This is a genomic window from Sphingobium jiangsuense (genome assembly GCF_014196495.1).
GTDB lineage: Bacteria > Pseudomonadota > Alphaproteobacteria > Sphingomonadales > Sphingomonadaceae > Sphingobium > Sphingobium jiangsuense.
The window spans coordinates 1-25,782 of the sequence record NZ_JACIDT010000007.1 but is presented as its reverse complement, the minus strand read 5'-3'; the positions used below and the strand labels follow the sequence as shown (position 1 = coordinate 25,782).

The following is a 25,782-nucleotide window of genomic DNA, read 5'->3' as shown; positions in this document are numbered from 1 at the left end:
CGGGGTGCGAGGCAAGGATGCGAGGGGTGCGGCGCTGCTGGCCGTCTGCTGCGGCCTGCTGGCGGGATGCTCGCCCGAAGGCGGCGGGACGGATAATGGCGGCAACGGTGCGAATGGCGCGGAGGCGGTGGCGGGCCTCCTGCGGGACGACGGCGCGCCGCAATATCTGCAAAAGGTGCCGGTGGTCGTCCGGCATGACGGGCGCGCGGGCGGCGGCGCCGCCGACACCCGCCTTTCGCTTGAGATCGCGCTGACGCAGGCCGAGCAGGAAAAGGGGCTGATGCATCGCCGCTCGCTCGGCCGGGGCGAGGGCATGCTGTTTCCCGTGCTGCCGCCCCGCGCCGTCAGCTTCTGGATGAAGGGCACGCCGTTCTCGCTCGACCTGCTGTTCGTGCGGCCCGACGGGCGGATCGCGCGGGTGGCGGAAAAGGCGAAGCCGGGCGACGCCACGCCGATCTTCGCCGACGAGCCGGTGGCGGCGGTGCTGGAACTGCGCGGCGGGGATGCGCGGGCGCTGGGCATCGGCGAGGGCGACAGGGTGAGCTGGGGCCGCTGCACCCTTTCCCCCGGCGCGCGGGCGAGCGAGGCGGCCAGTTTCTGCCCGCCGGGGTGAGGAAGCCGCCGCCGCTGCTTCCCGTCATCGCATATCGGCTTGCAAAATCCCCCCGACAGGCGCTAAGCGCGAGGCCATGGGCATATTATCCAAGATATTCACCTGGTGGGACGGCGCCACCATCGGCACCTCGCTCTTCACCGCCCGCAAGGGCCGGAAGGTCGGCGAGGATCATATGGGCAATGTCTATTATGAAGGCGGGAAGGACGTGATGGGCCTCACCCGCCGCTGGGTGATCTACAACGGGCCCAACGACGCGAGCCGCGTGCCCGCCGAATGGCATGGCTGGCTGCACCAGAATGTCGAGGGCGCGCCGGAAAGCCATCTGCCCCCGCCGCGCATCTGGGAAAAGGATTATGTCCCCAACCAGACCGGCACCGCCAATGCCTATCGCCCGCTCGGCGCCATCGAATCTGGCGGCCATCGCGCCATGGCTACCGGAGATTATGAGGCATGGAAGCCCGACGCCTGATGAGGGCGCCGCGCGCCGGGGCTGCGTTGCTGCTTGCGCTGATGGTGCAGGCCTGCGGCGACGGATCGAATCAGCTGCCGCAGGGCAATGCCTCCAGCGCCATCCGGCAGGCGGGCGACAGCACGCCGCTCGTCGCGCCGGTCGATTCCTCCGGCGCGACCCCGATGAAGGAGCGCGTGGCCGTGGTCGGCCTGCTCAACAAGCGCAACGGCCTGACGCGCGACCTCAAGATGAAGCCCGGCGAGGCGCTGCGCGTGGGCGACGCGATCGTCCGCCTGCGCGCGTGCGAGGCAACCGCGCCGTGGGAGGAGCAGAAGGAGGTCGGCGCCTTCGTCCAGCTCGACGTCCGCTCCCCGCAGGACGACAAGTGGCGGCGCGCCTTTTCCGGCTGGCTGTTCCGCGAGCGGCCGGACCGTAATGTCGTCCAGCACCCGATCTATGACGTCTGGGTCAAGAGCTGCGAGATGAGCTGGCCCGAAACCGGCCCGGATACGCTCAAGGCCGCCGAGAAATCGGGCGCGAAGGCCAATGCCGCCGCCGCGCCCGGCCCGTCGGACAACAGCGTCGATTCATCGCCCAGCTCCACCCCCGCCAGCGCCGAGCCCAGCAACGACTGATAGTCGCGCTGGTCGATCTCGATCGCGCCCAGCGACCGCAGATGGTCGGTCATGAACTGGCAGTCGAGCAACTGCATCCCGCTCGCCCGCATCCGCGCGACCAGCCAGGCGAGCGCGACCTTCGATGCGTCGGTGCGGCGCGACACCATGCTTTCGCCGAAGAAGGCGCGGCCCAGCGCGACGCCGTAGAGGCCGCCGACCAGCTCCGCGCCTTCCCAGCATTCGACGCTGTGGGCGAAGCCCAGCTCATGCAGGTGGCGGTAGCTGCGCTCGATCTCATGGTTGATCCAGGTCGTCGGCCGATCCGGCGCGGATTGCGCGCACAGGCGCACGATGCCGGTGAAATCCTCGTCCACGCTGACGCGGAACCGCTCGCTCCGGATGGTCTTTGCGAGCGAGCGCGACAGGTGGAAGCGGTCGAGCGGCAGGATCGCCCGCTTGCGCGGCTCCACCCAATAGACCTCCTCGTCGTCGCGGTCGTCGGACATGGGAAAGACGCCGATGGCATAGGCGCGCAGCAGCAGGAAGGGATCGATCGGCATGGCCCGGTCATTGTGGCAGAGGCCGCGGGCGCGGCCAAGTCCCCCGCGCCCAAGTCCCTCGTGCCGCGCCGATCCGTCGCGGGACGGGCAGGCGATTTTCCTTCACCTCGCCCTTGCACTTGGACGAAGGGAAGGGTAAGGACGCGCCTTCGCCGCACAGGAGTGTAGCTCAGTTGGTAGAGCGTCGGTCTCCAAAACCGAATGCCGGGGGTTCGAGTCCCTCCACTCCTGCCACTTTCCGGCCCTTTCGGGGGCAGGCCGGTGGTCAGCGCGGCGTCAGACGCGGAGGGACGGCTCCCTGATCCGGTAAAAGGCCGGAGGGAGGGTTGTCGCTTCGCGGCTTGTGCTGTTTTTGAAAGATGGGTTGAAAAGCGTGGCCAAGACATCTCCCGGCGAATTTGTTCGTCAGGTCCGCCAGGAAGCATCGAAGATCGTGTGGCCCACGGGCCGCGAGACGATGGTGACGGCGATCATGGTGGTCATCATGACCACGCTGCTCGGCCTGTTTTTCTTCGCGACCGACACCTTCTTCGGGTGGGTGGTCCGCATGCTGCTGTCTCTGGCCACCGGCCGGTAAGGCGGCGGCAGGCAATCTCTAGGATTTTGGAACGAACATATGGCGCGCTGGTACATCATTCACGCCTATTCGGGCTTCGAGAACAAGGTTCGCGATTCGATCATCTCGGAGGCCGAGCGTCTGGGGCTTGAGCAACTGGTCGAGGCGGTCGAGGTGCCCACCGAAGTGGTGACCGAGGTGCGCCGCGGCAAGAAGATCCAGTCGGAGCGGAAATTCTTCCCCGGCTATGTGCTGGCCAAGCTGAACATGAACGACGATGTCTATCACCTCGTCAAGAACACGCCGAAGGTGACGGGCTTCCTGGGGTCGAGCGGCAAGCCGCAGGCGATCAGCGAGGCCGAGGCCGCGCGCATCCTCAACACGAAGGAAGAGGCTGCCGCCGCGCCCAAGCACAAGATCAGCGTCAATTACGAGATCGGCGACACCGTGAAGGTGACGAGCGGCAACTTCGCCAGCTTCACCGGCACGGTCGAGGAACTGGATTTCGACAAGAACCGCGTCAAGGTCTCCATCTCCATCTTCGGGCGCGCGACCCCGCTGGAGCTGGGCTTCGAGGATGTCGAACTGGTGAAATAGGAAATTCCCCCGTCATAGGGGGAGTAAGTGCGGGAGGGGTTCCGGCCCCGTTCGACCGCTAAACTTGAACCGGCAGGGTGCGCCCCACAAGGCAGCCCGGCCACTATAGAGTGAGTGTAACATGGCAAAGAAGATTACGGGCTATATCAAGCTCCAGGTGCCTGCGGGCGCCGCCAATCCTTCGCCGCCGATCGGCCCGGCCCTGGGTCAGCGCGGCGTCAACATCATGGAATTCTGCAAGGCGTTCAACGCGGCGACGGAGAAGGAAGAAAAGGGCACGCCCCTGCCGACCATCATCACCGTCTATGCCGACCGCAGCTTCTCCTTCGTCACCAAGCAGCCCCCGGCGACCTATCTGATCAAGAAGGCGATCAACCTCAAGTCCGGTTCCAAGGAACCCGGCAAGGCTTCGGCGGGCACCATCAAGCGCTCGCAGCTTGCCGAGATCGCGCAGAAGAAGATGCCCGACCTCAATGCGAACGACATTGATGCGGCGACGAAGATCATCGAAGGCTCCGCGCTCGCGATGGGCCTCACCGTGGTGGAGGGCTAAGACATGGCAAAGCTGACGAAGAAGGCGAAGGCTCTCGCCGCCGCGATCGACAAGGACAAGCTGCACGGCGTTGACGAGGCGATCGCCCTCATCAAGAGCAATGCGACCGCGAAGTTCGACGAAACCGTCGAGATCGCGATGAACCTGGGCGTCGATCCGCGTCACGCCGACCAGATGGTCCGCGGCGTCGTCACCCTGCCGGCGGGCACGGGCAAGACCGTCCGCGTCGCCGTGTTCGCGCGCAACGACAAGGCCGAGGAGGCCAAGGCGGCCGGTGCGGAAGTCGTCGGCGCCGAGGATCTGCTGGAAAGCATCCAGGCCGGCAATATCGACTTCGAGCGCGTGATCGCGACCCCGGACATGATGGGCCTCGTCGGCCGTCTCGGCAAGGTGCTGGGCCCCAAGGGCCTGATGCCGAACCCGAAGCTCGGCACCGTGACCCCGAATGTCGCCGAAGCGGTGAAGGCGGCCAAGGGCGGCCAGATCGAGTTCCGCGTCGAAAAGGCGGGCATCATCCACGCCGGCCTCGGCAAGGCGAGCTTCTCCGCCGACGACCTGCGCAAGAATTTCGATGCGTTCGTCGATGCGATCGTCAAGTCGAAGCCCTCGGGCTCGAAGGGCAAATATGTCCGCAAGATCGCGCTGTCGTCCTCGATGGGGCCGGGCGTGAAGGTCGATGTCGCTGCCGTGGGCGGCGTCATCTGATCTGACGGGTTCCGGCCTGTCGGGCTGGAACGGGAAATGACGAAACCCCCATGGGCCGCGTGGTCCATGGGGGTTTCTTTTTCGTTTGGGTATGCCGTTTGCGGCTATGCCGTTGGGAAAGGCGGTTGGGGATTGTGGCGGACCTTCCTCTTATCGTCACCCCAGCGCAGGCTGGGGTCGCAAGCCATGGCGCGCCGCCTCCTGAGTGCCAGCCTGCGCTGGCATGACGGAAGATAAATAGTTAGTTTGGGCCTTCCAATCTCCGTTCGGGCTGTTGAGCGAGACACTCGCCTCGCTTCAATGTCGAAGCCCTGTCCTTCTTGAAAGGGGGAAGTACAGCCGTTGGGCTTTGCCCGCCTTTCGGGTCAACAGGCTTCCAACGGTTCTCTTATGTCGGGGATCAGATCGCCAATCGTCCTCATGAACCGGGCAGCGGCCGCCGGGAAAGAAACCTCCCGGCGGCCGCCATCGATCAATTCCCTACCGGCTGCGCGTCGTCGCGGGTTACGACCACGGTCGAGGAGCGCGGTTCTTCGCCGTTGATCGGCCAGTTGCCGGTCGGATGCTGGATGTTGACGAAGAAGGTCTTGAGGTCCGGCGTATAGGCGAGGCCGGTGATCTCGCAGCCTTCCGGGCCGACGAGGAAGCGCTTCGACTGCTTCGTCTGCTGGTCGATGGTGAACATCGCATTATGCCCCACCACATCCTCGATGGTGACGCCGCTGACGCCGGAGCTGCCCGGCACGCTATGGTCGGTCTGCACCCAGAGGCGGCCCTTGGGGTCGATGCGGAGGCCGTCCGGGCTGGAGAAGGTGTCGCCGTTGATGTCGCCCGTCAGGTTGGCGCCTCCGGCGGAAAAGCCCGGATCGCCCGCCAGCAGGAAGATTTCCCAGCTGAACTTCGTCGCCAGCGGCGAATTGCCTTCCTCGCTGAAGCGGATGATATGGCCGTGCAGGTTGGTCGTGCGCGGGTTGGAGGGGCTTGCCACCCGGCGGCCGCTGTTGTTGGTCAGCGTCACGTAGATGGAGCTGTTGTCGGGCGCGACCGTGATCCATTCCGGCCGGTCCATCACCGTGCCCCCGGCGACGCGCGCGGCGGACTGCGTGTTGATCAGCACGTCGGCCTGGCTGGTGAAATTCACCGTGGTCGCGGCGGGCGGCGTGACGGACTGGCTGACATTGCCCGGATCCTGCGCCCCTGCGACGAGGCCGTTCTGCCCCTGCACCAGCGCGATCCATTCGCCGGTCCCGTCGCCGTTGAACTTCGCGACGTAGAGCGTGCCGTAATCCAGCAGGTCGATGTTGCTGGCGCGGTTGGTGGCGCTGTAGGCGCGCGACGGTATGAATTTGTAGATGCAGCCCGGCGTCGAATCGTCGCCCATATAGAAGGCGACGCGGCGGTCCGCGTTGGCCATATAGGCGACATTCTCATGGTTGAAGCGGCCCATCGCGGTGCGCTTGGTCGGCTCGGCCAGCTCCTGATAGGGGTCGATCTCGACCACCCAGCCATAGTTGCGGGCGGGCTGGGTCGGGTCGAGATAATTGTCGGTCGTCTCCTCGCAGGTGAGGTAGGTGCCCCAGGGCGTGCGGCCGCTGGAACAGTTGTTGAGCATGCCCTTGATCGTGCCCGACAGCAGGCCGGAGGCCGGGCCGCCCGCGCGATAGCTGCTGTTGCCGGTATAGCGCTTGTTGTATTTCGAGCCGGACTTGACCGCCCATTTGCCGTCGCTGCCCCTGGCGACCTCGACCACGCCGATGCCGACGGCGGAAAGCGCTATCGCCTTCTGGTCGGCGGTGGCGGTGGCGGCGTTGTAGCTGCCCGCCATCAGGATGTTGTAATCCGGGAATTCGAAATTGATCGCGAGCAGCCCGCCCGCATTGGGATCGGTGCCCTCCAGCTCGAAATATTCCATGCCGTCATGGTTGCCGCCCGCCCATTTTTCGGCCTGCGCGGGCGTGGGATAGCTGCCGGAATAGCTGTCGGCGCCGCTTTCGATCGCATCGCCCGCCTTCAGCATCACCGCCACGCTGTAGCCCGCCGGGACGGTCACGGTGTCGTCGCGATTGGCCGCGACCGGGGTGAAGCCGATGGAATAGCTCGGCTCCGGCGCCGGCGTGGGTGTGGGCGTCGGGGCAGGGGTGGGCGTGGGCGTCGGGCTGGCGTCGTCATCGTCGTCGCAGGCGGCCAGCGTGCCGAACAGGGGCAGCATGGTCAGGCCGAACAGGCTGTTGCGCAGCATCGTGCGGCGCGACGGATTGGCGGCGACGATGGCCTCCATGCTGGTGTCGGTTTCGATGGCGGACTGGGCGTCGCGATAGGGCGCGCGCGCCGCATCGGTGAGATGAGACATGATGGTTGTTCCCCTGTTCTCTGGGCTTGTGGCTGTCGGTGGCGGCCGAAAACGACCGCGCAGCGCCCCTGTGGCAGGCGAGCGTGACGAGCCCGTTGCGGGACGGCGACGGCTGCATGACAGGATCATGAAATTGGGATGAAATGCGGTGGGATGAGGCGGGGAGGGTGAGGCGCGCGCGGTCAGAAGCGGACCTCAGCCTTCATCGTCATGCTGAACTTAGCTGCGCTGCCTTCGGCTCAGGGCCCATTTCGCCGGATTGAGTGGGGTGTGGGGCTTGATGGATGCTGAAACCAGTTCAGCATGACGATAGGGCTATGTCGTATAAACATCCCAACCGGGCGCACCGGCCTATTCGCGTGCCGCCTGCCTATCGCTTCGAAAGCCGCCGCTCTATCGCCTGCCACAGGAAGGCGAATTGGCGGGCGGCGGGGCTGGTGGCGGCATATTCGCCGATGGGCTGGCGCTTTGACGCCATCAGCTCGACCGCGCTCGCCATCTGCACGACCGGCCATTTGGGATTTTCCTCCATCGCCTCGCGGTGGAGCCGCCGCCGCCGGTCGACCATCGAATAGACCGGCAGGATCGGCGCATGGCTGCCGCCATTCTGCACCAGATAGCGCGCGACCTCGCCCAGCGCGCGCTGGGACAGCGGGGAGGGGATGACCGGCACGATGACGATATCGGCCGCGCGCAGCACCTGCTCGCTGGTTTCGGTAAGGCCGGGCGGGCAATCGAGGATGATCCGGTCATAGCGCGCCTTCAGCCGTTCGATCAGCTTGGCGAGGCGCTTCTTCTTGCCCAGTTCGAAGAACAGCCGGTCCAGCCCGCGCAGCGAGGTGTCGGCGGCGATCAGGTCTATTCCTTCGATCGTGGAGGGACGAATCAGCGTCTCGACATCCACATCCTTGCTGAAGATCGCCTGCGCCTCGTCGCGGCCGTTGCGGTCGGCGGACAGCATCCAGGTCGCCGCCGCCTGCGGGTCGAGATCCCAGAGCAGCGTGCGCCTGCTGCTGTTGCGCGCGGAGGCCCAGGCCAGGTTGATGGCAAAGGTGGTTTTGCCCACGCCCCCCTTCAGGCTGTAGACGGCGATGGTAGCCAGTGTTTCTTCCTTGCCCATGCGCGGCAGGCTAGCCCCGCCCCATGCGTTCCGGCAAGGGCGTTAGGCAAGAAAGATGACAGGACGATGACAGCAGGCGGAACGGAGAGCGCCCGCGCCCGCGATCAGAGGATTTCGCGGATGCTTTCGGGCGGGCGGCCGATGCGCACGCCCTTTTCGGTGATGACCAGCGGCCGCTCGATCAGGATCGGGTCGGCGGCCATCGCGTCGAGGATGGCGTCGTCGTCCGCACCCGCCAGCGCCTTCGCCCCGTCCTCGGCCTTGCGCAGCCCGTCGCGCGGACTCATCCCGCCCTTCGCATAGGTCGCGGCCAGTTCGGCGCGGCTCGGCGGGGTCTTGAGATACTCGACGATCTCCACCTCGACGCCGGGCGTGTCGTTCAGGATCGCCAGCGCCTCGCGCGATTTGGAGCAGCGCGGATTATGCCAGATGGTCGCTTTCATCGATCGTACAGCTCGATTTCCATGTTGGTGAAGAAATATTTGAACGTCCAATAGGCGTAATAGGGAATGGCGAGGCCGAAGGTGACGACGCAGAGCAGCAGCAGGAGCAGGGACTTGATGAAATAATCCACGAAATTGCCGGTGAAGACGATCTTTCCGCGTCGCATCCCTGCCTCCCCTATCGGATCACTGATCCTTTTCGAGCCACTCTTCCAGCCATTTGATCGTATAGTCGCCATTCTGGAATTCGGGATCGTTCAGCAGCTTCTGGTGCAGCGGGATGGTGGTCTTCATCCCTTCGATCACATATTCCTCCAGCGCGCGGCGCAGGCGCATGATGCAGCCTTCGCGGGTGCGGCCATAGACGATCAGCTTGCCGATCATGCTGTCATAATAGGGCGGCACGCGATAGCCCTGGTAGAGGCCGCTGTCGACGCGCACATGCATGCCGCCGGGCACATGATAGCTGGTGACGGTGCCGGGCGAGGGCGCGAAGGTGCGCGGATCCTCGGCGTTGATGCGGCATTCGATCGCATGGCCGGTGAAGCGCAGTTCCTCCTGCGCGACCGACAGCGGCTTGCCCTCGGCGATGCGGATCTGCTCGCGCACCAGATCGACGCCGGTGATCATCTCCGTCACGGGATGCTCGACCTGAAGCCGGGTGTTCATCTCGATGAAATAGAATTCGCCATTTTCCCACAGGAATTCGATCGTGCCCGCGCCGCGATAGCCCATGTCGGCCATCGCCTTGGCCACCACGCCGCCCATGCGCGCGCGCTCGCTGGCGGAGATGACGGGCGAGGGCGCCTCTTCCAGCACCTTCTGGTGACGGCGCTGGAGCGAGCAGTCGCGCTCGCCCAGATGGATCGCGTTGCCGTTGCCGTCGCCGAAGATCTGGAATTCGATATGGCGCGGATTGCCGAGATATTTCTCCATATAGACGGTGTCGTCGCCGAACGCCGCCTTGGCCTCCGTGCCCGCCTGCTTCATCAGCGTTTCGAGCAGGTCCTCGGAAGGAACCACCTTCATGCCGCGCCCGCCGCCGCCAGAGGCCGCCTTGATAAGCACCGGATAGCCGATCTCGCGCGCGAGGCGTTTGGCTTCCCCGACATCGGTGATCGCGCCGTCGGAGCCGGGGACCAGCGGCAGGCCGAGCGCGCCCGCCGTGCGCTTGGCTTCCACCTTGTCGCCCATGATGCGGATATGCTCCGGCTTGGGGCCGACGAAGATCAGGCCGTGCGCCTCGACGATCTCCGCGAACTGCGCGTTTTCGGAGAGGAAGCCATAGCCGGGGTGGATCGCGTCCGCGCCGGAAATCTCGGCGGCGGAAATGATGTTGGCGATGTTGAGATAGCTGTCCCGCGCAGCCGGAGGCCCGATGCAGACGGCCTCGTCGGCGAGGCGCACATGCATCGCGTCGGCATCGGCGGTGGAATGGACCGCGACCGTCTTGATGCCCATTTCATGGCAGGCGCGGTGGATGCGCAGCGCGATTTCGCCGCGATTGGCGATCAGCAGCTTCTCGATCGACATGGGGCGGGCGGCCTTATTCGACGACGACGAGCGGCTGGTCGAACTCGACCGGCTGGCCGTTCTCGACGAGCACCTGCCGCACCGTTCCGGCGCTGGTGGCGGTGATCGGGTTCATCACCTTCATCGCCTCGACGATCAGCAGCGTGTCGCCCGCCTTCACGGTCTGGCCGACGCTGACGAACGGGGCGGCGCCCGGCTCGGCCGCGAGATAGGCGGTGCCGACCATCGGCGATTTGACTGCATTGGCCGGAACGGCGGCGGGGGCGGCGGGCGCTTCGGCGGCGGCTGCGGGCGCGGCGGGCGCTGCTGCCGCAAGGGGCGCCGCTACCGGCGCGGCGATGGCCTGCACGGTGCGCGCCACGCGAATCTTGCGGTCGCCGTCCTCCACCTCGATCTCGGTGAGATTGGTGGTGTCGAGCATTTCCGCGAGTTCGCGGACCAGATTGACATCGATCTGCATCGCGCCCTTTTCATGTTTATCGTTCATCTTGTCCCTCTAATCATGGGATAGGCTGTTTCCGTTTGCCAAAGCGCCTATTGCGCTTTCCCGCGAAGCGCAACCGCTAGTTGGTGCCCGGCCGCGCGCGCCGCCCCTTCGGCGCGCCGTCGCTACAGGTCCAGCGCGGCTTCCAGCGCCAGCATGTAGGACATGGGGCCGAAGCCCGCAATCGTCCCTTTCGCGCCCATGCCGATATAGCTTTTGTGGCGGAATTCCTCGCGCGTGTGGGGGTTGGACAGGTGCACCTCGATCACCGGCACCTTGATCGCCTTCATCGCGTCGAGCAGCGCGATGGAGGTGTGGGTGAACGCCCCGGCGTTCAGGATCACCGCATGCATGCCCTCGGCCTGCGCCTCGTGCAGCCAGTCGATCAGATGGCCTTCATGGTTGGACTGGCGGAAATCGATTTCCACATGCGCGCGCGCCGCGACATCCTCCATGCGCGCGGCGATGTCGTCCAGCGTGTCATAGCCGTAGATGTCCGGCTCCCGCGTGCCGAGAAGATTGAGATTGGGGCCGTTCAACACCAGTATCTTGCGGCTGTCGCCCATAAATTTCCCCTGCTTTGCCAGTCTCGCTGTTGCGATGAGGCGCCCAGTGCCTATATGCAGCGCCTTGATATGTGGCTTTGCGCGCAAGGTCCAGCCGTTCGCGGACAGCTCTTTGCGGATGGCCGGGCGGGAAAGGGCGCGCGGCCGGACAAGGGAAGGCGCATAGAGGGTGACAGTCGACGGAACCATATCCATCCATCTGAACGGCGAGCATCGGCGCGTTCGGGAAGGGCTGACCCTGGCCGAGCTGGCCAGCGAGCTGGGTTTCGTGCCGGAAAAGATCGCGGTGGAACGCAATCTGGAGGTGGTGCCGCGCTCGTTGCTCGCCCAGACCATGGTCGAGGATGGGGACGAGCTGGAAATCGTGCATTTTGTGGGCGGCGGCGATGTCTCCGCCGAGATGCATGACGACAGCTGGACCGTCGCGGGCAAGACCTTCCGCTCGCGCCTGATCGTCGGCACCGGCAAATATAAGAGCTTCGAGCAGAACGCCGCCGCCGTCGAGGCGTCGGGCGCGGAGATCGTCACCGTCGCGGTGCGGCGGGTGAACGTCAGCGACCCCAGGGCGCCGATGCTGACCGACTATATCGACCCCAGGAAGATCACCTATCTGCCCAATACGGCGGGCTGCTTCACCGGGGAGGAGGCGATCCGCACGCTGCGCCTCGCACGGGAGGCGGGGGGCTGGGACCTCGTCAAGCTGGAGGTGCTGGGCGAGGCGCGCACGCTCTACCCGGACATGGTCGAAACGCTGCGCGCGACCGAGATACTGGCCAAGGAAGGCTTCAAGCCGATGGTCTATTGCGTCGACGATCCCATCGCAGCCAAGCGGCTGGAGGATGCGGGCGCGGTGGCGATCATGCCGCTGGGCGCGCCGATCGGATCGGGCCTGGGCATCCAGAACCGCGTGACCATCCGCCTGATCGTCGAGGGCACCAGCCTGCCGGTGCTGGTGGACGCCGGGGTCGGCACCGCGTCGGAAGCGGCCGAGGCGATGGAGCTGGGCTGCACCGGCGTCCTCATGAACACCGCGATCGCCGAGGCGAAGGACCCGGTGCTGATGGCCCGCGCGATGAAGGCCGGGGTCGAGGCCGGGCGCATGGCCTATCTCGCCGGGCGGATGGGCAAGCGCATGTATGCCGACCCGTCCAGCCCGCTCGCCGGGCTGATCTGACCGGCCCCGGCGATGGGGAAGGGCGTTCGTCCCGTTCCCCCTCCATTCGTCGCGAATGGGCCAAGGGGCTGGAACGATGGACGGCCCCGCCCGTTTTTTTCCTATCCGTTCAATCTGGAAGGAGAAGGACAGTGGGTGAACTGGTCGACAAGGTCAAAGGCAATGCCAATGAGGCCATGGGCAAGATGAAGCAGAAGAGCGACAATCCCCGGACCCGCGACGAAGGCCGCGCGCAGGAGGTGAAGGGCAAGGCCCAGCAACTCGCCGGCAAGGTGAAGGGAGCGTTGGGCGACGATATCTGACCGCCTTTCCCCGGTTTCCAGACATGACCTTGCAGCCGCCCCGGATCGGGGCGGTTTTTTGTGGGATGCGCTTCACTCGTCGCCCCGGCGCAGGCCGGGCCGCCGGCCATCGCGCGCCGCCCTTCTGAGATGCCGGCCTGCGCTGGCGTGACGGAAAGAATGGGAGCCTTCCGGCCGTCCGGGCGTATCCATCGGATAGCGAGGAAGCGGTGGAGAGGTGCATGCTGGATTTTGCCCAATATTATGGAGCGGGCGCGGCGACGCTGGCGGCGCTGATCGTGTCGCTCGATCTGGGGCGGAAAATCACCGGCTGGGCTTTCGTCCTGTTCGTCAGCAGTTCCATCGCCCTGATCCTCTGGGGCTTTTACCAGCCCGACAGCGAAGGCATAGGCTGGCAGAATGTCGCGCTGCTCGGCATCAACTGCACCGGCGTCTATCGCTACCTGATCCGCCGCCCGTCGCCGGGGGACGGCTCGGCTTCGGCCCCGGTCCCGGCCTCTTCGTCTGCTTCGGGCTGAGCAACCTCCGGCCGCCTTTCCACGCGGCGGAAGGTCATGCTGCCCCTGGGGCTGTGCACGGTCAGCCGCTCGCCGTCGAATTCGGCGGGGCTGCGGTCGAAATCCATCACGCCGACATCATGAGGCGTCAGGATGAAATGCAGGTCGTTCTCCCCCGCCGGAACGGCCGTGCGATCAAGCCGGATGTCGTGAATGGGTTCCTCCAGCTCGATCCAGAGCGGACGGCGCCTGTCCGCCGGGTCGTTCCGCCAGCCGTCGCGCTGGGTATAGGCCTCGATCGTCTCGCCGGTTTCAAGGCCGATGCGGAAGTCGACGCCCTGCACGCCCCGCCCGCCGGGCAGGGTGACGCGCACGGTCAGCGGCTCGCTTTCCCGGCGCGTCATGCCGCCGACCGCCAGTTCCGGCGCGCGCGGACGCGGCAGGGTGGTGAGGGAAATCCGGCCGTCGCCCTCGCGCTGCCAGCTGCCTTGCGCATGCAGGTCGAGCGCGCCCGCGATCAGCTCGAAGCCGAAGCGTCCGTCCTCGCCGATCAGCAGGTGGGACGCGGCATCGGGGCCGGCCTGCGCGCGATAGAGGCCGGCGGGGCTTTCCTCCGCCGCACGGACCGGATGGGCGAGGAAAAGCGGCGCCACCAGCGCCAGAGCAAGGCCTGTCCATCCCCGTCGCATCGATCCTCCCCCGTGCGCATGCCGTCCAGCCCCGGCATGACCGCCTTTTGCCTTCGCGCGGAAAGGCTTATGGGGTGAAACGGTCCATCCGCGCGACATGCCGAGCGCGGACGGGTTGAACCTTGGGCGCGGAAGAGGGAACTCACCATCGGCCCGATTGTTTGTCCATCCATGCCTGTGCCCGGCCCATGGCCGCGGCAGGCTGCGGGGTTTTCATGGCCGGATGCGCCTTCCTCCTTCCCCCTTGCGCGGGCAAGCTTCGGAGCCTTATGGCGATTGTAGAAGAAAAACAGCGGGTTGCCCTGAGAATATCGATAGGGATTATATGATGAACTTGTCGCGGTCGTTTCTTGATTCCTCGATGGTGTTTCTTGCGGTCATGGCGTGCATCGCCGCATTGCTGGCGGTGCGCGCGGTTACGGTGCCCCATCGCATGGCCCGCCCCGAGTCGCAGGAGATGGGCGAGATTTTCGGCGCCTCCATCGCGGCGGTCGCGCTGACCGCGTTGCTGACCGGGCATCTGGTCGATCAGTTGCTGATCTTCGTGCTGTTCCTCAACATGGCGGCGGTGATGCGCTATTATGTCAACCGCCTCAGCATGCCCGGCATCCTGTGGATGACGGTGCAGCCGCTGGCGATGCTGGTGTCGGCGGTCTGGGCCTCGCTGTTCATCGTTGAGGCGGGCCTGCCGACATGGGTCGAGGCGATGGCGTTCGCCGGGCTGGCCAGCGCGGTGATCGTGTTCGCGCTCGATTTCGCCGAGCGGTTCGCGCGGGAATCGGTGCTGACCCATGAGCAATGGCGCCGCCCCATCGCGCCGCCCAAGCCCGGCGCGGCCAAGCGCGAGTTCAAGGTGTCGCTGCACCTGCCCTGCTATGCCGAGCCGCCGGAGGTGGTGAAGCTGACGATGGACCGCCTCGCCGCGCAGGATTATGAGGCGTTCGAGGTGCTGGTCTGCGACAACAACACCAAGGACGAGGCGCTGTGGCGGCCGCTGGAGGCGCATTGCGCGCGGCTCAACGAGCGGCTGGGGCGCGAGGTGTTCCGTTTCTTCCACGTCTCGCCGCTGCCCGGCGCGAAGGCCGGGGCGCTGAACTATTGCCTGGAGGTGATGGCGCCCGATACGGAGATCGTCGCCGTGGTCGATGCCGACTATCAGGCGCGGCCCGATTTCCTCTCGCGCCTGACGCCTTTCTTCGAGGATCCGGACATCGCCTATGTCCAGACGCCGCATGATTATTGCGGCTATGCGGGCAGCGACTATCTGACCGCCTGCTATTGGGAATATATGCCCAACAACAAGGTCGATATGCCCGGCGTCAGCGAATATGGCGGGGCGTTCACCATCGGCACCATGTGCCTGTTGCGCGCCGACGCGCTGCGCAAGGTCGGCGGCTGGGCCGAATGGTGCCTGACCGAGGACAGCGAAGTTTCCGTGCGGCTGCGCGCGGCGGGCTATCACGGTTTCTACCTCGGCGAAACCTATGGCCGGGGGCTGATCCCCGAAACCTTCGACGATTACAAGAAGCAGCGCTTCCGCTGGACGGCCGGGCCGGTGCAGCAGCTGCGCCGCTACTGGAAGCTGTTCCTGCCGGCGCCGCTCGCGCCGCGCATGCCGGGCTGGACCAAGCTGCTGGAAGTGCTGCGCTGCGTCGCGCCGCTGCGGATGCTGTTCGGCATGATCTGCGCGGTGCTGGGCCTCGCGATGACGAGCGCCGCGCTGCTGACCCGCTCCATGGAGCCGGTCGATGTGCCCGACGTGGTCTGGCTGCTGCTGACGCTGGGCACGCTGACCTCGCTGGTGCGGACCTGGCACCGCTATCGCCTCGCGGGGTGCAGCCGGGTGGTGGACATGATCCATGGCGAGATCGCGCGCATGTCGCTTTCCTACACCATCCTGGTCGCGGGGGTGGCGGGCCTGTCGAGCAAGCCGCTCGCATGGCGGCGCACCCCCAAGTTCGCGGTCGAGGAAACGAAGGAAACGCCGTTCACCTCGACGATGATGGAAACGGTGCTGGGCGTCGCCTGCCTGTTCTTCGGCCTGCTGGCGCTGATCGGGCAGAGCATATTGGGCGTGGAGTTCGCGGTGCTGGCCTTTGTCGGCGCGGCGGGGCTGGCCCTGCGCTTCCTGAGCGCGCCCTATATGGCCGCGATGGCGATCCGCCATGTCAACGGCACCGCGCAGGCGGCCCCGGTCGAAGCGGTGATCCGCGCCGACCCGCTGCTGCGCGAGGCGCGCGTGGAGGCTTGATCGGAGACGCGGAGGTACTGAGGCGAGGCGTTTCCCTGTTCTCCTCTTTCGCCCAGGCCCATGCCGGGCAGGAGCGAGCCTGCTACGCAACCTTTCCGCTCCGCGCCTCCGCGTGAACCCAATTCGCTCAGCCCGAACCGTTCTTCATATCAGTCCCTCCACCCGGATCCGGTCGGTCGGTATGACGAAGGGCGGGCCGTCCCCCTGCGTTTCGATCCGCGCGCCTATGCCGTAGACCTGCCGCAGCCGCTCCGCCGTCAGCACCTGCGCGGGCGGGCCGTCGGCGACCAGCGCCCCCCGGTCGATCAGCAGCAGCCGGTCGCAATAGCGCGCGGCCATGGTGAGGTCGTGCAGCACCGCCACCACCATCGCGCCCTGCCGCGCCTCGCGCGCCAGCAATTCCATCACGTCGATCTGATGGCCGGGATCGAGCGAGGCGAGCGGCTCGTCGGCGATCAGCCCGGCGGCCCCCACGGCTAGCGCGCGGGCGAGCAATACGCGGGCGCGCTCGCCACCCGACAAATGGGTCGCGGTGCGATCGCGCAGGGCGAGCACGTCGGCGCGCTCCATCGCCTCGGCGATCAGGCGGCGGTCCTCCTCGCCGATGCGGGACATCGGCGCCAGATGGGGCAGGCGGCCCAGCGCGACGAGCCGCTCCACGCCCAGCGGCCAGTGCAGCGTCTGCCCCTGCGGCAGATAGGCGATGCGGCGAGCGACCTGACGGGGGTGGAGCGCGGCGAGCGGCCGGCCGTCTATGGCGACGCTTCCCCCCGACAGCGGCGACAGGCCCAGCATCGCGCGCACCAGCGTGGATTTGCCCGCGCCATTGGGGCCGATGATGCCGATCATCTCGCCCGCCGCCATCGTCGCGCTGACGCCGCGCAGCACCGGGCGGCGGCCCAGATCGACCGAGATATTCTCCAGCGTGACGCTCACCATATCCGGCGCTCCCGCAGCAGGTGGAAGAGGAAGATCGGCACGCCCAGAAAGGCGGTGACGACGCCCAGCTTCAGCTCGTTGCCGGTGGGGATCAGGCGCACCGCTATGTCGGCCAGCGTCAGCAGCGCCGCGCCGCCCAGCATCGAGGGGAGGAGGATCGCGGACGGGCTGCGGTCGGTCAGCGGGCGCACGATATGCGGCACGATCAGGCCGATGAAGCCGATCGCCCCCGATATCGCCACCGCGCCGCCCACGCCGATGGCGACACCCAGCAGCATGCGCATCCGGGTGCGGCGCAGGTCCACCCCCAGCGAGCGCGCGCCGTCCTCCCCCAGCGACAGCGCGTCGAGCGCGTGCCCGTCCCACAGCAGCAGCGCCATGCCCGGCAGGATGCAGGGCAGGGCGATCCAGATATGTTCGGCCGAGCGGTTTTCCAGCGACCCCATCAACCAGTTCATGATCTCCATCGCGGCGAACGGGTTGGGCGACAGGTTGAGCGCGAGGCTGGTCCCGGCGACCGCCAGCGTGGAGAGGGCGATGCCCGCGAGGATCAGCGACAGCGCGCTTTCCGACCGGCCCGCCAGCAGGAACAGCAACAGCAGCGAAAGCATCGCGCCCGCTATGGCGAGCAGGGGCAGCATCGCGGGATGCAGGCTGGCAAGGCCGTAATAGAGCGCGGCGACAGCCCCCAGCGCCGCCGCGTTGGAGGTGCCGAGCACCGAGGGTTCGGCCAGCGGATTGCGCAAATAGCCTTGCAGCACCGCCCCGGCGAGGCCGAGCATCGCCCCCACCATCAGGCCGATGATCGTGCGCGGCAGGCGCAGGTCGAACAGGATGGTCCGCGCGATCGCGTCCCCCTCGCCGGTCATCGCGGCGAGGATGCGCCCGGCGGGCAGCGCGACGGGGCCGAGCGCCAGCGATCCCGCCCCCGCGGCCAGCAGCAGGATCAGCAGCAGCGGCATCAGCAGCCTGTGCCTTGGGGCTGGCGGGGCGGGGGCTGGAGTGGTCACATCGGCCTCATGTCGGATCGGCGCGCCGGGACATGCTTGTGTCGCGGAACGCTGTTGCTATGGATGGCGGCGTCATGCCGCTCAAGAGATTCTTTCGCCGCCGTCCGGCGCGGATCGGCCCGGCCGGCCTGATGCTGGCCTGCGCCGGGATTGCCGGGGCGGGGATCACGGGGACGGCGATGGTCTGGAACGGCGGCCCGCCCGCGCCGGTGGCGCACGCCACGGATGCCGTCCCGCGCAACGCGCCCCGGCGGGTCGTTTCGCTCAACCTGTGCGCGGATCAGCTGGTGCTGGCGCTGGCCGATCGCGGGCAGATCGCCGGTCTCACCCGCAATGCGGTCGATCCCCAGATGTCCGGCGAGGCGGCGCGCGCGCAGGGCCTGCCCCTGCTCGCGGGGACGGCGGAGGAGATATTGACCGCCGACCCCGATCTGGTGATCGGCATGCCCGCCACCGGCAGCCCGGCGCTCGCCGCGCTGAAGGGCCGGGCCTGGCCGACGCTCGACCTCCCCTTTGCGGAGCGCTATGAGGATATCGCCGCCTCGATCCGGCAGGTCGCCGCCGCCCTCGGCCATGAGGCGCGGGGCGAGGCGCTGATCGCGCGGATGGACGCGGAACTGGCCGCGCTGCCCAGGGATGCGGGCGGGGGACGGGTCGCGGCCTATTATCAGCGCCGGGGCTATATGACCGGCACCGGCACGCTGGTCGATGATCTGATGACGCGGATCGGCCTCGTCAATCTGGCGGGCAGGCTCGGCAAGCCGGTCCTTTCCCACCTCTCGCTGGAGGAGATGGTCGCGGCGCGGCCCGATTATCTGATCGTCGAGAGCGCGACCGACAGCGTGCGCGATCAGGGCACGGAGATGCTGCATCACCCGGCGCTCGACGGCATCGCGCGGATCAGCATCCCGCAGGCATGGACGGTGTGCGGCGGCCCGGCCTATGTCCGCGCCGCGCAATCCGCGATCGCCCAGATGGAAGAGCCGGCGCATCGATAGGGACGGACGGGGGGCGGCCCTTGCGCGCCGCCCCGCATTCCCGCTCAGAAGCGGACCCGGACGCCGCCATAGGCGCCCCGGCCCGGCGTCGCGAAGGTGAACACTTCCTGATAGTTTTCGTCGAACAGATTTTCGACCCGGCCGTAGATCTGGACGGCGCGGCTGATGTCGAAGGCGGCGGCGAGGTTGACCAGCGTGTACGCCTTCAGGTCCGCCAGCAGATATTGATAGTTGGAATTGAACGCATAGTCGCGCTGCCTGCCGTTGTGGCGCACGGTCAGCGTCGCGCTGAACGGCAGGTCCTGCGGCACATAGCTGAGATTGAAGCTGGCGATGTTCTTCGCCCGGCGGATCGCCTGCGTCTCGACCTCGACGGGATCCTGCCAACCGCCATTGGCGGGCGCGGGGTCGGCGAGGACCAGCACGGTCTGCGGCGCCTTCAGCCAGGTATAGGCGGCGTCCACCCGCCAGTCGCCGAAGCGGGCATTGGCATACGCCTCTATACCGCGCTGCCGGCTGGTCTTGCCGGTGTTGCGGCTGGTGGAGACATAGGATCCGTTGACGAACGCATAGGCGGTTTCGATCTGGTCGAAGAAGCGGTTGCGGAAATAGGTGGCGCCCAGCACGAGGGCGTCCCCGGCCAGCTTCTGCTCCACGCCCGCTTCCCAGCCGCGCGACCGCTCCGGCCGCAGGTCCGCATTGCCGATATAGACGCCGTCATAATAGCCGAACAGCTCGGTGGCGGTGGGCGATTTGACGCCGGTGCCCCAGGCGGCATGGATGCGGGTCGCGGTCGGCAGGATGTAGCTGCCGGTCAGGCGCCAGGTGGTCGTGTCGCCGAAGCGGTCGTTGGCGTCGATCCGCGCCGATGCGCCCAGCGCCAGTCGGTCGTCGACCGTCACGTCATATTGGGTGACGAAGCCCCAATTGTCGATATGGCGCTTGCCGGTGAAGGCATAGCCATAGGGATCGACGGTGCGGAATTCCTCGCGCTCATAATCGATGGCGGCGGTGAAGCGGTTGCGCACCCGGTCGTTGCCGAAGCGGACGGTGTTGACGAAATTGGCGCGATAGCGGCGACCGCGATTGCCGTAGCTATAGCCGAAGGCGTTGTAATTGTCGTTGTCGACATCGGTGATCTGGCCGGACAGGGCGGTGGTCAGCGCATCGTCGAACAGGTCCAGCTCCGCGCCCAGCAGCCCGGAAAAGGAGCTGTTGCGATAGCGGAAACCGGGCGAGTCCACGGCGGTGACGACCGGATAGCCCAGAATGACGGGCGAGGCCGCGGTGATCGCCTGATCGTTGTAATCCGCCTTTGTGCGGTTGTAGCGCGCCACCGCCGTCACCCGGAAATCGGGGCCGGGCGTCCAGTTGAAGCGGGCCGAGGTGCCAAGGTTGTCGGACCCGATATCGCGCGTGCCCCCCGGTGCGGTGGGATAGCCGTCGGTGGTCAGATAGCTGGCGGAAAGCGCATAGTCGAAGCTGTCGCCCACGGTCCCTGCCGCGCGCCCGGCGGTGGAGAAGGTGCCGAAAGAGCCGCCTTCCGCCCGCAGCGACCAGCCCGGAGCCTCGCGGCCCGACAGGGTGGTGTAGCTGATGACGCCGCCGATCGCGTCCGAACCGTAGAGCGCGCTCTGCTGGCCGCGCAGCACCTCGACCCGCGCATTCTCGTCGGCGATCAGATGCGCGAAATCGAACTCGCCCTGATAGGGATTGCTCGCCTTGATGCCGTCCACATAGACCAGCACATGATTGCCCTCCGAGCCGCGGATGCGGATGTCGGTCTTGCCGCCGATCGCCCCGCTGCGGCTGACCGCGACGCCGGGAACGTCGCGCAATATGTCGGAGAGGATGCGCGTCTGGCGCAGTTCCAGCGCCTCGCTGTCCAGCACGGTGACGGAGGAGCCGACGAGATCGCCGGAAACCGGATCGCCCGAACGGCTGGCGGTGACGACGATGCCGCCGTCGGCGGGCGTGTCGGCGAGAGGCGCCGCCCCTGGTCCCTGAGCGAGCGCGAGCGCGGACGAGGAAGCGCCCGCCGCCAGCATGATCGTGGCCATGAATTTCCGCATGATAACCCCTTTTCGCGCCTGAGCATCTGTTCTCTCGCGATGGGGCGCCCCCGCCCGGACCGCCTTGCGGCGACCCGATCGAGGGCCGATGCGCGACGACGGACGGGCGCATGTCGCCCGTGCCGTGCACCGGTGCGGCCCCGCCGCATGGGTTTCGTCGCTCAGACGGAAAAGCTACCGTGCCCGGACCATCTCCTGAATCCAAGGCAAGAGCGACCAGACGCCGGCTGGTTTCCTGGCTCGCGGGTCAGGGCATCGATGCACGGCCTTCCCAGGCTTGCGCCCAGTGGCTGCTTCCCGCCCTGGGGCAGGAAGCCATGTGCATCGCGCTCGCCGCTTACAGTTGCAGGGACAGCCGCGGATTTGGAAGGGGGCTTTCCCTTTCCTCACCGCATTCCCGAATTAAGCCCTTACGGGCACCGGCGCGATCTATGTGAAACCGGACGGGCCGGCTTCGCGGCGGCTCTTAGCCCAAAGTTTGCGATCCGCCAATGCCTCATCGCGATGGCGGGCGGAAATCAGTCGGGGTCGCGGGGCAGGGAGGCGCTCGGCAGGGGGCGCCGGATGATCCAAGCGGCGCTGCCGAGCAGAGCGGCGGCCACCACGGCGGCGAGCGGGAAGGCGGGGCGGGCGGTGAGGCAGAAAATGCCGTAGCCCGCCGTCATGCCGAGGCAGGCGGCCTGCTTGCCCCGCCGGGAAATCGCCCCTTCCGCCCGCCATGCCCGCAGTGCGGGGCCGTGCCGGGGATGGTCGAGCAGCCAGGCTTCCAGACGCGGCGAGGACCGGGCGAAGCATCCCGCCGCGAGGATGAGAAAGATGGTCGTCGGCATCAACGGCAGAAAGGCCCCGATGATGCCGAGCGCGACGAGGAACAGGCCCAGCAGCATCCAGCCGACACGCACCGCGCGCCGGTAGCGGCGTCCGGCCTCGGCGGGTTCCGGATCGGGATCGTCGGGATGCCCGGTCAAGGCGTCATCCTGCGGGGGAAGGGACTTTGCGCCGGAAAGGAGGCTGGGGGAAACATTTGCTAATGCTTCTCTTTTTCCGCCGCGATGTGCAACAAAAACCTTCCATTGAGGAGGGCTGGCTTGGGGGTGCGCGGTCACCTTCCCGCATTCGTCACCCCAGCGCAGGCTGGGGTGGCAGGCCATGTCGTGCGCCGCCTCCTGAGATGCCAGCCTGCGCTGGCATGACGGAGAAGATTGAGAGCGCCCTCCACCTCCGTTCGCCCTGAGGTTGTCGACCCGTAGGGCGGGCGAAGCCCAACGGCCGTACTTCCTTTCTGCATTGAAGAAAGGAGAAAGACAGGGCTTCGACACCTCAGGGCGAACGGTTTATTGGGTCGGGAAGCACGCCCTCCACCGGAGCAGCAAAACCCCGCCGGGCCCCGAAACTACCCGCCCTCGAAACTCGCGATCACGTCCAGAAAGGCCTGCCCATAGGCTTCGCGCTTGCGTTCGCCGATGCCGGAGATGAGCGCGAGGTCGGCGAGCGAGCGGGGGCGCCGCGCCGCCATGTCGCGCAGCGTGCTGTCGTGGAAGATCACATAGGGCGGCAGGCCCGCCTCCATCGCCAGCGTGCGGCGGCAGGCGCGCAGCGCCTCGAACAGCGGATCGCCGACCGGGTTCGCCTCGCCGTTGCGCTTGCCGCGCCGCTGGCGCGCGGGCGGCAGGACCAGCGCGATCTTTTCCTCGCCGCGCAGGAAGGCGCGCGCGGCCGGGCCGAATTGCAGGCCGCCATGCTCGTTGGTCTCCAGCGCGTCGCGCACCATCAGCGCGCGGGCGACGGGCTTGAGCAGCGCGGTTTCCTCGCCCTCGACGATGCCGTAGACCGACAGCCGGTCATGCCCGCGCTGCGCGATCTTGTCGTTCGGTTTGCCGGTCAGCACCGCCTCGATATGGCCGAGGCCGAAGCTCTGCCCGGTGCGGTAGACGGCGGAGAGCAGCTTCTGCGCGGTCGTCGTCGCGTCGACGCTGGGCGGCGGGGCGAGGCAATTGTCGCAATTGCCGCAGGTCGGCGGCGGGTCTTCCCCGAAATGGCGCAGCAGCACCGCGCGGCGGCAGGCGCCGGTCTCGACCAGCGCGCCCAGCGCAGCGATGCGCGCCCGCTCGCCCTTCTGCCGTTCCGGGTCGACCTCTGTGATGCGTTGGCGCGCGCGGACGAAATCCTCCGCGCCCCAGAGCAGCGTCGCCACCGCCGGGTCGCCGTCGCGCCCGGCGCGGCCGCTTTCCTGATAATAGCTCTCTATCGACTTGGGCAGGCCGGCATGGACGACAAAGCGCACGTCCGGCTTGTCGATGCCCATGCCGAAGGCGACGGTGGCGACCATCACCATATCCTCGCTGGCGATGAAGGCGGCCTGGTTGGCGGCGCGCACGTCGGGCGGCAGGCCCGCATGATAGGGCAGCACCGGGCGGCCGCGCCCCTTGAGGCTCTCCGCGATCTTCTCGGTCGCCGCGCGGGTCTGCGCATAGATGATGCCGGGGCCCGGATGCGCGTCCATCACCGCGCCGATCTGCCGCATCAGCCCGTCGCGCGGCTGGATCGCATAGCGGATATTGGGCCGGTCGAAGCCGGAGATGACCAGCCCCTCGGCCTCTATGCCGAGCTGCACCAATATGTCCTGCCGCGTATGCTCGTCGGCCGTGGCGGTGAGGGCAAGGCGCGGCACATCGGCGAAGCTGTCGAGCAGCGGGCGCAGCAGGCGATAGTCGGGGCGGAAGTCGTGCCCCCATTCGGACACGCAATGCGCCTCGTCTATCGCGAACAGGCCGATCCGCGCGCGCTCCAGCAGGCTGCGGAAGCCCGCGCCGCTCGCCCGTTCGGGCGCGACATAGAGCAGGTCGAGTTCGCCCGCGACCAGCCGGTCCTGCGTCTCGCGCCAGTCGGCGTCGGCAGAGGTGAGGCTGGCGGCGCGGATGCCCAGCGCGCGGGCGGAGCGCAACTGGTCGTGCATCAGCGCGATCAGCGGCGAGATGACGATGCAGCACCCCTCCATCGCCATCGCAGGCAACTGGTAGCAGAGCGACTTGCCCGCGCCGGTCGGCATGATCGCCAGCGTGTTGCGCCCGGCGATGATCCGCGTGACGACCTGCTCCTGCACGCCGCGAAAGCGTTCGAAGCCGAAGATGTCGTGCAGCAGGGTGGCGGGATCGGCAGGCATGCCGGGGGCTATAGGGCGGCCGGGCTCAAACGGGAAGCGGCTATTGCGGCATGAGGGAAACATCGGGTTTCTCGCTGGGGCTTCTCGCTGGCGCGCGGGCGATCTAAAGACGGATGCTGAACAGCGGAAAGAGAAGAGTTTGGCGACGATCATAGATGTGGCCCAGCGGGCAGGCGTATCGATCAAGACCGTTTCGCGGGTCCTGAACCGGGAACCGCATGTCCGCGACGCTGTGCGGCAGAAGGTGCTGGAGGCGGTGGAGGCGCTCGGCTATCGCCCCAACCAGTCGGCGCGGCGCATGGCGGGGCGCAAATCCTTTCTCGTCGCCTATCTCTATTCCAACCCCAGCCCCGCCTACACCACCGCGGTCCAGTCCGGCGCGGCGCGGTGCTGCCGGGAACTGGGCTATCATCTGGTGGTGGAGCCGGTGCTGCCGGAGGATGAGGACCTGTCGCCGGTGATCGACCGGCTGGTCTCCACGCTGGCGCCCGACCTGCTGCTGGTCGCGCCGCCCATTTCCGACGACGCGGATTTCCTCGCGCTGGTGGAGCGCAAGGGCACGCCGCTGGTCCGCATCGCGGGTGTGGTGCCGGGGCCGGGCAAGATCATCAGCGTCGATGACCGCGAGGCCGCCTACAGGATGACGCGCTATCTGATCGGCATGGGGCACCGCCGCATCGGCGTGGTGCGCCCGCCGGAGGACCATCTTTCCGCAAGGGCGCGCTTCGACGGATTTGTCGACGCGATGGAGGAAGCCGGGCTGCCGGTCGACCCGAAATGCCTCGCGCCGGGCCGTTTCACCTTCGAATCCGGCAAGAGCGCGGCGGCGCGGCTGCTGGCGCGGGCGGAACGGCCGACTGCGATCTTCGCCACCAATGACGAGATGGCGCTGGGCGTTCTGGCGCAGGCGCACGACATGGGCCTTTCCCTGCCGCAGGATCTTTCCGTCGCCGGGTTCGACGACATTCCCGCGACCCGCACCTGCTGGCCGTTGCTGACGACGATCCGCCAGCCGTTGGAGGAACTGGGCAGGCTTGCCATTATCGAAGGGATCGGCGGCACGGACGCGCCGCGCCCGGTGCTCGACTATCGGCTGGTGGAGCGGGATTCGGTCGCCCGGATCGGCTGAGGGCGGCGGCCCCCCGTGCGTATCGTCCACGCGTTCGACGCAATGGATAGGTCGGTTTCATCTTATCGATTTGACGGCCGCGCCGCTTATCGGACACCATGCGCGAGGTAAAATACAGGAAGCGGAGAGGCGAGGGGCTTCCCGTTCTCGGATGGCTGGCGGAAAGCGGGCGGCAGGCGTGACGGAAGCGCCGCTGCATCCCGCCCGGTTCGGCCCTGCACGGGATCGGCGGAGGCCGGGGCGGAAATGGTCCCGCCCTTCATCCCATCCATATTCCAGCATTTTGGGAGTGGAAGGATGACGGAGCACCAGACCCCCGGTTTCATGACCGGTTTTTCGTTATTGCTGCCGGTGACGTTGTCGACGATGGCGATTGTGCTGCTGGCGCCGATCCTGCCGCAATTGCT

Annotated in this window: 26 protein-coding genes, 1 tRNA gene, 1 pseudogene and 1 riboswitch; of the genes and pseudogenes, 14 read left to right on the top strand and 14 right to left on the bottom strand. The window is 67.1% G+C overall.

All coding sequences use genetic code 11. The features are described 5' to 3' along the window. Positions 1-4 precede the first annotated feature (4 nt). The 3 genes and pseudogenes from GGR43_RS23740 to GGR43_RS23875 form a co-directional block, all read left to right on the top strand. The gene (locus GGR43_RS23740) at positions 5-613 is read left to right on the top strand and encodes a DUF192 domain-containing protein (RefSeq protein WP_284278471.1); all 609 of its coding nucleotides are present in this window, start codon (positions 5-7) and stop codon (positions 611-613) included. Positions 614-689: 76 nt separating this feature from the next. Next, positions 690-1,085: an NADH:ubiquinone oxidoreductase subunit NDUFA12 gene (locus tag GGR43_RS10960; RefSeq protein ID WP_188072005.1), complete on the top strand. Its 396-nt coding sequence runs from the start codon at positions 690-692 to the stop codon at positions 1,083-1,085. Beyond that, positions 1,067-1,486, top strand: a pseudogene (locus GGR43_RS23875) (DUF2155 domain-containing protein); the annotation flags it as partial. The gene GGR43_RS10960 and the pseudogene GGR43_RS23875, both read left to right, overlap by 19 nt. Positions 1,487-1,521: 35 nt before the next feature. On the opposite strand, the gene aat reads toward GGR43_RS23875, so the two are convergent. After that, positions 1,522-2,244, bottom strand: a complete 723-nt coding sequence (gene aat / locus GGR43_RS10950) for a leucyl/phenylalanyl-tRNA--protein transferase (protein ID WP_188072004.1) — start codon at positions 2,242-2,244, stop codon at positions 1,522-1,524. 158 nt (positions 2,245-2,402) lie between these two features. Between aat and GGR43_RS10945 the strand changes: the two genes are divergently transcribed. From GGR43_RS10945 to rplA, 5 genes are all read left to right on the top strand, one after another. After that, positions 2,403-2,478, top strand: a tRNA-Trp gene (locus GGR43_RS10945). 139 nt (positions 2,479-2,617) lie between these two features. Continuing rightward, on the top strand, positions 2,618-2,821 hold the full coding sequence (gene secE / locus GGR43_RS10940) for a preprotein translocase subunit SecE (protein ID WP_188072003.1): 204 nt from the start codon (positions 2,618-2,620) through the stop codon (positions 2,819-2,821). A 39-nt stretch (positions 2,822-2,860) separates the two neighbouring features. Further along, entirely contained in the window at positions 2,861-3,397 is a 537-nt protein-coding gene (gene nusG / locus GGR43_RS10935; protein WP_188072002.1) for a transcription termination/antitermination protein NusG, read from the top strand. A 121-nt stretch (positions 3,398-3,518) separates the two neighbouring features. Next, positions 3,519-3,950 carry a 50S ribosomal protein L11 gene (rplK, locus tag GGR43_RS10930; protein WP_188072001.1) on the top strand — a complete coding sequence of 144 codons (432 nt, stop codon included), beginning with the start codon at positions 3,519-3,521 and terminating at the stop codon, positions 3,948-3,950. A gap of 3 nt (positions 3,951-3,953) precedes the next feature. Continuing rightward, a complete protein-coding gene (gene rplA / locus GGR43_RS10925) occupies positions 3,954-4,655 on the top strand; it encodes a 50S ribosomal protein L1 (protein ID WP_188072000.1) in 702 nt (233 codons plus the stop codon). 472 nt (positions 4,656-5,127) lie between these two features. On the opposite strand, the gene GGR43_RS10920 is transcribed toward rplA, so the two are convergent. The 7 genes from GGR43_RS10920 to aroQ all read right to left on the bottom strand — a co-directional run bounded on the left by GGR43_RS10920 (position 5,128) and on the right by aroQ (position 11,151). Next, entirely contained in the window at positions 5,128-7,005 is a 1,878-nt protein-coding gene (locus tag GGR43_RS10920; protein WP_188071999.1) for a PhoX family protein, read from the bottom strand. Positions 7,006-7,375: 370 nt separating this feature from the next. Next, positions 7,376-8,125: a ParA family protein gene (locus tag GGR43_RS10915; protein ID WP_188071998.1), complete on the bottom strand. Its 750-nt coding sequence runs from the start codon at positions 8,123-8,125 to the stop codon at positions 7,376-7,378. Positions 8,126-8,229: 104 nt separating this feature from the next. Continuing rightward, a complete protein-coding gene (gene arsC, locus GGR43_RS10910; RefSeq protein WP_188071997.1) occupies positions 8,230-8,568 on the bottom strand; it encodes an arsenate reductase (glutaredoxin) in 339 nt (112 codons plus the stop codon). Continuing rightward, the gene (locus GGR43_RS10905) at positions 8,565-8,735 is read right to left on the bottom strand and encodes a hypothetical protein (RefSeq protein WP_188071996.1); all 171 of its coding nucleotides are present in this window, start codon (positions 8,733-8,735) and stop codon (positions 8,565-8,567) included. Before GGR43_RS10905 ends, arsC begins: the two co-directional genes overlap by 4 nt. A gap of 19 nt (positions 8,736-8,754) precedes the next feature. Next, complete coding sequence (gene accC / locus GGR43_RS10900; RefSeq protein WP_188071995.1) at positions 8,755-10,101, bottom strand: acetyl-CoA carboxylase biotin carboxylase subunit; 1,347 nt, start codon at positions 10,099-10,101, stop codon at positions 8,755-8,757. A 13-nt stretch (positions 10,102-10,114) separates the two neighbouring features. Continuing rightward, the gene (gene accB / locus GGR43_RS10895) at positions 10,115-10,588 is read right to left on the bottom strand and encodes an acetyl-CoA carboxylase biotin carboxyl carrier protein (RefSeq protein ID WP_188071994.1); all 474 of its coding nucleotides are present in this window, start codon (positions 10,586-10,588) and stop codon (positions 10,115-10,117) included. Positions 10,589-10,710: 122 nt separating this feature from the next. Further along, positions 10,711-11,151, bottom strand: a complete 441-nt coding sequence (gene aroQ, locus GGR43_RS10890) for a type II 3-dehydroquinate dehydratase (RefSeq protein WP_188071993.1) — start codon at positions 11,149-11,151, stop codon at positions 10,711-10,713. Between the two features lie 169 nt (positions 11,152-11,320). Here aroQ and thiS point away from each other — a divergent pair, with 169 nt between their 5' ends. From thiS to GGR43_RS10875, 3 genes are all read left to right on the top strand, one after another. Further along, entirely contained in the window at positions 11,321-12,325 is a 1,005-nt protein-coding gene (gene thiS / locus GGR43_RS10885; RefSeq protein ID WP_188071992.1) for a sulfur carrier protein ThiS, read from the top strand. Positions 12,326-12,456: 131 nt separating this feature from the next. Then, positions 12,457-12,627: a CsbD family protein gene (locus tag GGR43_RS10880; RefSeq protein WP_188071991.1), complete on the top strand. Its 171-nt coding sequence runs from the start codon at positions 12,457-12,459 to the stop codon at positions 12,625-12,627. A 221-nt stretch (positions 12,628-12,848) separates the two neighbouring features. Then, positions 12,849-13,145 (top strand): hypothetical protein, encoded by a 297-nt coding sequence (locus tag GGR43_RS10875; protein ID WP_188071990.1) that lies wholly within the window; start codon positions 12,849-12,851, stop codon positions 13,143-13,145. On the opposite strand, the gene GGR43_RS10870 is transcribed toward GGR43_RS10875, so the two are convergent. Then, entirely contained in the window at positions 13,067-13,813 is a 747-nt protein-coding gene (locus tag GGR43_RS10870; RefSeq protein ID WP_188071989.1) for a hypothetical protein, read from the bottom strand. The two genes, GGR43_RS10875 and GGR43_RS10870, sit on opposite strands and share 79 nt — an antisense overlap. Before the next feature lie 361 nt (positions 13,814-14,174). Here GGR43_RS10870 and GGR43_RS10865 point away from each other — a divergent pair, with 361 nt between their 5' ends. Further along, positions 14,175-16,064, top strand: a complete 1,890-nt coding sequence (locus GGR43_RS10865; RefSeq protein WP_188071988.1) for a glycosyltransferase — start codon at positions 14,175-14,177, stop codon at positions 16,062-16,064. 144 nt (positions 16,065-16,208) lie between these two features. Here the strand turns inward: GGR43_RS10865 and GGR43_RS10860 are convergent, their stop codons facing one another. Both GGR43_RS10860 and GGR43_RS10855 read right to left on the bottom strand, forming a co-directional pair. Continuing rightward, positions 16,209-17,003: an ABC transporter ATP-binding protein gene (locus GGR43_RS10860; protein ID WP_188071987.1), complete on the bottom strand. Its 795-nt coding sequence runs from the start codon at positions 17,001-17,003 to the stop codon at positions 16,209-16,211. Then, the gene (locus GGR43_RS10855; protein ID WP_188072182.1) at positions 16,997-17,965 is read right to left on the bottom strand and encodes a FecCD family ABC transporter permease; all 969 of its coding nucleotides are present in this window, start codon (positions 17,963-17,965) and stop codon (positions 16,997-16,999) included. The genes GGR43_RS10860 and GGR43_RS10855 overlap by 7 nt, the downstream gene beginning before the upstream one ends. Positions 17,966-18,087: 122 nt before the next feature. On the opposite strand from GGR43_RS10855, the gene GGR43_RS10850 reads away from it, so the two are divergent. After that, positions 18,088-19,011, top strand: coding sequence for an ABC transporter substrate-binding protein (locus tag GGR43_RS10850; RefSeq protein ID WP_246343610.1), 924 nt, complete (start codon positions 18,088-18,090; stop codon positions 19,009-19,011). Between the two features lie 44 nt (positions 19,012-19,055). Here the strand turns inward: GGR43_RS10850 and GGR43_RS10845 are convergent, their stop codons facing one another. The 3 genes from GGR43_RS10845 to recQ all read right to left on the bottom strand — a co-directional run bounded on the left by GGR43_RS10845 (position 19,056) and on the right by recQ (position 24,246). Beyond that, on the bottom strand, positions 19,056-21,083 hold the full coding sequence (locus tag GGR43_RS10845) for a TonB-dependent receptor plug domain-containing protein (protein WP_188071986.1): 2,028 nt from the start codon (positions 21,081-21,083) through the stop codon (positions 19,056-19,058). Positions 21,084-21,291: 208 nt separating this feature from the next. Next, positions 21,292-21,522, bottom strand: a riboswitch (cobalamin riboswitch). Positions 21,523-21,601: 79 nt separating this feature from the next. Continuing rightward, positions 21,602-21,970: a YbaN family protein gene (locus tag GGR43_RS10840; RefSeq protein WP_188072180.1), complete on the bottom strand. Its 369-nt coding sequence runs from the start codon at positions 21,968-21,970 to the stop codon at positions 21,602-21,604. Positions 21,971-22,476: 506 nt separating this feature from the next. Continuing rightward, positions 22,477-24,246, bottom strand: coding sequence for a DNA helicase RecQ (recQ, locus tag GGR43_RS10835; RefSeq protein ID WP_188071985.1), 1,770 nt, complete (start codon positions 24,244-24,246; stop codon positions 22,477-22,479). Between the two features lie 139 nt (positions 24,247-24,385). Here recQ and GGR43_RS10830 point away from each other — a divergent pair, with 139 nt between their 5' ends. Beyond that, on the top strand, positions 24,386-25,375 hold the full coding sequence (locus tag GGR43_RS10830; protein WP_188071984.1) for a LacI family DNA-binding transcriptional regulator: 990 nt from the start codon (positions 24,386-24,388) through the stop codon (positions 25,373-25,375). Positions 25,376-25,782: the final 407 nt, after the last annotated feature.

Bases quoted from the DNA above. Each gene is read 5' to 3' on its own strand.
- GGR43_RS10850 (WP_246343610.1), top strand. From the start codon at position 18,088: ATGCCGCTCAAGAGATTCTTTCGCCGCCGTCCGGCGCGGATCGGCCCG.
- rplK (WP_188072001.1), top strand. From the start codon at position 3,519: ATGGCAAAGAAGATTACGGGCTATATCAAGCTCCAGGTGCCTGCGGGC.
- nusG (WP_188072002.1), top strand. From the start codon at position 2,861: ATGGCGCGCTGGTACATCATTCACGCCTATTCGGGCTTCGAGAACAAG.
- recQ (WP_188071985.1), bottom strand. From the start codon at position 24,246: ATGCCTGCCGATCCCGCCACCCTGCTGCACGACATCTTCGGCTTCGAA.
- rplA (WP_188072000.1), top strand. From the start codon at position 3,954: ATGGCAAAGCTGACGAAGAAGGCGAAGGCTCTCGCCGCCGCGATCGAC.
- GGR43_RS10855 (WP_188072182.1), bottom strand. From the start codon at position 17,965: ATGCCGCTGCTGCTGATCCTGCTGCTGGCCGCGGGGGCGGGATCGCTG.
- accC (WP_188071995.1), bottom strand. From the start codon at position 10,101: ATGTCGATCGAGAAGCTGCTGATCGCCAATCGCGGCGAAATCGCGCTG.
- GGR43_RS10905 (WP_188071996.1), bottom strand. From the start codon at position 8,735: ATGCGACGCGGAAAGATCGTCTTCACCGGCAATTTCGTGGATTATTTC.
- GGR43_RS10840 (WP_188072180.1), bottom strand. From the start codon at position 21,970: ATGCTGCTGGGCCTGTTCCTCGTCGCGCTCGGCATCATCGGGGCCTTT.
- GGR43_RS10860 (WP_188071987.1), bottom strand. From the start codon at position 17,003: ATGGTGAGCGTCACGCTGGAGAATATCTCGGTCGATCTGGGCCGCCGC.
- aat (WP_188072004.1), bottom strand. From the start codon at position 2,244: ATGCCGATCGATCCCTTCCTGCTGCTGCGCGCCTATGCCATCGGCGTC.
- GGR43_RS10870 (WP_188071989.1), bottom strand. From the start codon at position 13,813: ATGCGACGGGGATGGACAGGCCTTGCTCTGGCGCTGGTGGCGCCGCTT.
- aroQ (WP_188071993.1), bottom strand. From the start codon at position 11,151: ATGGGCGACAGCCGCAAGATACTGGTGTTGAACGGCCCCAATCTCAAT.
- GGR43_RS10865 (WP_188071988.1), top strand. From the start codon at position 14,175: ATGGTGTTTCTTGCGGTCATGGCGTGCATCGCCGCATTGCTGGCGGTG.
- GGR43_RS10845 (WP_188071986.1), bottom strand. From the start codon at position 21,083: ATGCGGAAATTCATGGCCACGATCATGCTGGCGGCGGGCGCTTCCTCG.
- GGR43_RS10915 (WP_188071998.1), bottom strand. From the start codon at position 8,125: ATGGGCAAGGAAGAAACACTGGCTACCATCGCCGTCTACAGCCTGAAG.
- GGR43_RS10920 (WP_188071999.1), bottom strand. From the start codon at position 7,005: ATGTCTCATCTCACCGATGCGGCGCGCGCGCCCTATCGCGACGCCCAG.
- GGR43_RS10875 (WP_188071990.1), top strand. From the start codon at position 12,849: ATGCTGGATTTTGCCCAATATTATGGAGCGGGCGCGGCGACGCTGGCG.
- accB (WP_188071994.1), bottom strand. From the start codon at position 10,588: ATGAACGATAAACATGAAAAGGGCGCGATGCAGATCGATGTCAATCTG.
- arsC (WP_188071997.1), bottom strand. From the start codon at position 8,568: ATGAAAGCGACCATCTGGCATAATCCGCGCTGCTCCAAATCGCGCGAG.
- GGR43_RS10960 (WP_188072005.1), top strand. From the start codon at position 690: ATGGGCATATTATCCAAGATATTCACCTGGTGGGACGGCGCCACCATC.